Consider the following 3,072-nt stretch of genomic DNA (forward strand, 5'->3'; position numbering starts at 1 on the left):
CCGCCGGCACCGGCAAGACCTCTCTGGCCGTGGCCCCTGCCGCATCCCTGCTGGAGCGCGGCGACATCAACCGCATCATCCTCTCCCGCCCCGCCGTGGAAGCGGGCGAGCGTCTGGGGTTTCTGCCCGGCGACATGAAGGAAAAGGTCGATCCCTATCTGCGCCCGCTCTATGACGCGCTCTACGACATGATGAAGCCGGAAAATGTCGAGCGCTGCATCACTTCGGGCATAATCGAGGTGGCCCCGCTCGCCTTCATGCGCGGCCGGACGCTGGCCAATGCCGTGGTCATTCTCGACGAGGCGCAGAACACCACCTCGATGCAGATGAAGATGTTCCTCACCCGGCTGGGCGAAAATTCCAAGATGATCGTCACCGGCGATCCCACCCAGGTCGACCTGCCGCGCGGAGAGCGCTCGGGGCTGATCGAGGCGGTCAACCTGCTCGATGGCGTGGAAGGGGTGCATGTGTCGCGGTTCGGCGACAAGGATGTGGTGCGCCACGCCCTTGTGGGCCGCATCGTGCGCGCCTATGAAGCCGATGCGGCGCGCAAGCTGGCGCAGAAGGCCGCAAGGGAACACTCCGCTGACGATACCGCTTGAAATCGCCGTCATCCGCAATGACGAAGCCTGGCCCGAGGGGCTTGAGGCGCTGGCCGAGCGCGCCGTGCTCGAAGCCCTCGACCAGTCGGGGGCAAGGCTGAAGGGCGCGGCCGAGCTTTCGATCCTTCTGACCGATGATGGCGAGCAGCAGCAGCTCAATCGCGAGTGGCGGGGCAAGGACGCCTCCACCAATGTGCTGAGCTTTCCCCAGATCGAACCCTTCGGCCCGGTCGCGGGCCTTCTGGGCGATATCAGCCTGGCGCGCGAGACGCTGGAGCGGGAAGCGGCGGAGCTGGGCAAGAGCTTTGCCGACCATTTCACCCATCTGGTGGTGCATGGATTCCTGCATATCCTGGGTTACGACCATCTCGAGGACGCCGAGGCGACCGAGATGGAGGGGCTGGAAACGCGCATATTGGCCAGATTGGGTATCGCCGACCCCTATGCCGATTAGGCCCGGGCCCCTATATTGAACACCATCTTTCTCATTCGAGGACAAAATGCCGCCTTTGGCGCGGCGAAACATGATGAGCGATAGCGACAGTCTGGGTCCCTCGGCGCCCGCCAATGCCGAGCCTCCCTCTAGCACCGCCTCCGTGCCCGCACGGGGGCCATCCCTCTGGAACCGGCTCAAGGCGCTTCTGACCCGGGGCACGGTTTCCCTGCGGGACGATTTGCAGGTCGCGCTGGAAGACCAGGGAAGCGCGGAAACCGCCGACTTCTCCGAGAGCGAGCGCACCATCCTGCAAAACGTGCTCAAGCTCTCCAATATCTCGGTCGACGACGTCATGGTCGAGCGCAGCGACATCCAGGCGGTGGACGCCGATGTCAATCTGGGCACGCTGATCGCCCGCTTCCGCCAGGTTCATCATTCGCGCCTGCCGGTCTATGACGACAATCTCGACAACATACTGGGCTTCATCCACGTCAAGGATGCCCTGTCCAAGATCACCGAACCGGTGACCGATCCGGAAAAGGACGTTCCGGTCAAGCTCGTCTCCAGCGTGCTCAAGCAGAAGGTCACCCGGCTCGATCTCATGCGCAAGGTCATGTTCGTGCCCACCTTCATGCCGGTGGGGGACCTGCTGCAATCCATGCGCGCCAGCCGCACCCACATGGCCATCGTGGTCGACGAATATGGCGGCACCGATGGCCTGGTGACCATCGAGGACCTGCTCGAAGCGGTTGTGGGCGAGATCGAGGACGAGCATGACGAGCTGGCCGCCGCCCTGATCCGCAAGGTCGGCGCCGACACCTTCATCGCCGATGCACGGGCCGAGCTGAGCGATGTGCGCTCGTTGATCGGCCCCGATTTCGACCCTGGCGAATATGCCGACGAGGTGGAAACCATAGGCGGGCTGGTGTTCGACCTGGCCGGCCACGTGCCCAAGCGGGGCGAGCGGGTGGACAAGCTTAACGGCTTCGAATTCGAAATCCTGGCCGCCGACAGCCGGCGCATCAAGCGGCTGCGCATCCGCCGCCGCAATAGCGAAAGCACCGCCGAGCCCCTGGCCATCACCGACCAGCGCACCCCCGAACAAAAGGCGGCGGCGTCCTGAAGCGTTTCCCGCTAGCCAAACCATCGGCTTCTTCGTCCCCTCTCCCCGGGGGGAGAGGGGACGAAAGACCGTCGCGGATCAAAGGTGAAACGCATTAAAAACAAGGGGCCGGGTATTTATACCCGGCCCCTGGCTTGCTGCTAAACTGGATGTGGGGATCAGACCTGCTGCACGGTCTCGACACCGGGGACGAAATGGCGGAGCAGGTTTTCGATGCCACTCTTGAGCGTAGCGGTGGAGGAGGGGCAACCCGAGCACGCGCCCTGCATATGCAGGAAGACCGTGCCCTCGCGGAAACCCTTGAAGATGATGTCGCCGCCATCCATGGCCACGGCCGGGCGCACGCGGGTGGCCAGCAATTCCTTGATGACTTCCACCGTCTCGCTGTCGGCGTCGTCGAAGAATTCCTCAACCTCGTCAAAGACGCCGTTATCCCCAGCGTCCTCGACGATCACCGGCTTGCCGGCGAGGAAATGGTCCATGATGACGCCGAGAATGGCCGGCTTGATATGGGCCCAGTTGGTGTCGTCCTTGGTGACCGAGATGAAATCGGCGCCGAGGAAGACCCCGGTGACCCCGGAGATGCCGAACAGGCTCTGCGCCAGGGGGGAGCTGGCCGCGGCCTCGAGGCTGCGGAAATCGCGCGGCTCGCCCACCAGCACATCGCGCCCCGGCAGGAATTTGAGGGTGGCGGGATTGGGCGTGGCTTCGGTCTGGATGAACATCTTCGCGCCTGGGTTTGCGATCGGCTGGAGCTTACGATTAGAACGCTTCTAAAATAGTCCTTTGCCGGCGGGATGCAAGGGGAAAAGCGGCATGGCTGCTTCCCGCTCCCGTCAGCAGATGGCGATGATTTCCTCGTCGGTCATGCGGCCGGGGACGATGGTGAGGGGGATGGGCAGGGCATTGGC

4 protein-coding genes are annotated in these 3,072 nt (G+C 63.7%); 3 read left to right on the forward strand and 1 reads right to left on the reverse strand.

From position 1 onward, the window contains the following. The 3 genes from VDP82_RS16295 to VDP82_RS16305 form a co-directional block, all read left to right on the forward strand. The coding region (locus VDP82_RS16295) for a PhoH family protein (protein WP_323015880.1) at nt 1-602 on the forward strand (602 nt) is incomplete at its 5' end. Then, a complete protein-coding gene (gene ybeY, locus VDP82_RS16300) occupies nt 541-1,056 on the forward strand; it encodes an rRNA maturation RNase YbeY (RefSeq protein WP_323015881.1) in 516 nt (171 codons plus the stop codon). The genes VDP82_RS16295 and ybeY, both read left to right, overlap by 62 nt. 73 nt (nt 1,057-1,129) lie before the next feature. Continuing rightward, complete coding sequence (locus tag VDP82_RS16305; protein WP_323015882.1) at nt 1,130-2,161, forward strand: hemolysin family protein; 1,032 nt, start codon at nt 1,130-1,132, stop codon at nt 2,159-2,161. A gap of 158 nt (nt 2,162-2,319) precedes the next feature. Here VDP82_RS16305 and VDP82_RS16310 read toward each other — a convergent pair whose 3' ends face one another. Continuing rightward, nucleotides 2,320-2,886: a NifU family protein gene (locus VDP82_RS16310; RefSeq protein WP_323015883.1), complete on the reverse strand. Its 567-nt coding sequence runs from the start codon at nt 2,884-2,886 to the stop codon at nt 2,320-2,322. Nucleotides 2,887-3,072: the final 186 nt, after the last annotated feature.

The organism is Devosia sp. (assembly GCF_034675085.1).
Taxonomy (GTDB): domain Bacteria; phylum Pseudomonadota; class Alphaproteobacteria; order Rhizobiales; family Devosiaceae; genus Devosia.